Origin of the sequence: Marinicauda pacifica, assembly GCF_004793635.1 — a bacterium.
Taxonomy (GTDB): Bacteria; Pseudomonadota; Alphaproteobacteria; order Caulobacterales; family Maricaulaceae; genus Marinicauda; species Marinicauda pacifica.
This window is the reverse complement of sequence record NZ_SRXV01000029.1, coordinates 1-326: the sequence shown is the minus strand read 5'-3', so window position 1 is coordinate 326 and position 326 is coordinate 1. Positions and strand designations below refer to the sequence as shown.

1 protein-coding gene is annotated in these 326 nt (G+C 61.7%); it reads right to left on the bottom strand.

Going from position 1 to position 326, the window contains the following annotated elements:
• Window positions 1-217 (bottom strand): CoA transferase (locus E5162_RS14285; RefSeq protein WP_174235016.1); only part of this gene is annotated, 217 nt, incomplete at its 3' end.
• Window positions 218-326 lie beyond the last annotated feature (109 nt).

Genomic DNA, 326 nt, shown 5'->3' with positions numbered 1-326 from the left:
GACAAGTCTCTACACCTTCGGCGCTTTTCAGGTTCACGCCGACTGATCTGCGGCCCCGCGCCAGCACGTCGGCGGCGCCGCCCCCGCCGGCTCCGGGCCGGTCGATCCGGATGACGTCCGCGCCGAGATCGGAAAGCAGCATCGCGCAAAAGGGCGCCGGGCCAAGTCCAACAAATTCGACGACTTTAACGCCCCGCAAAGGCCCGTGTGCTTTCATCTAACATCCCCGGATGGACTGGGTTGAACAATAAACAAGGGAATCTGGGTTGTGACACTCAAACTCCAGAGACACAAAGACTCCAGCTTGGCGCGCGGGGGAGTCATGG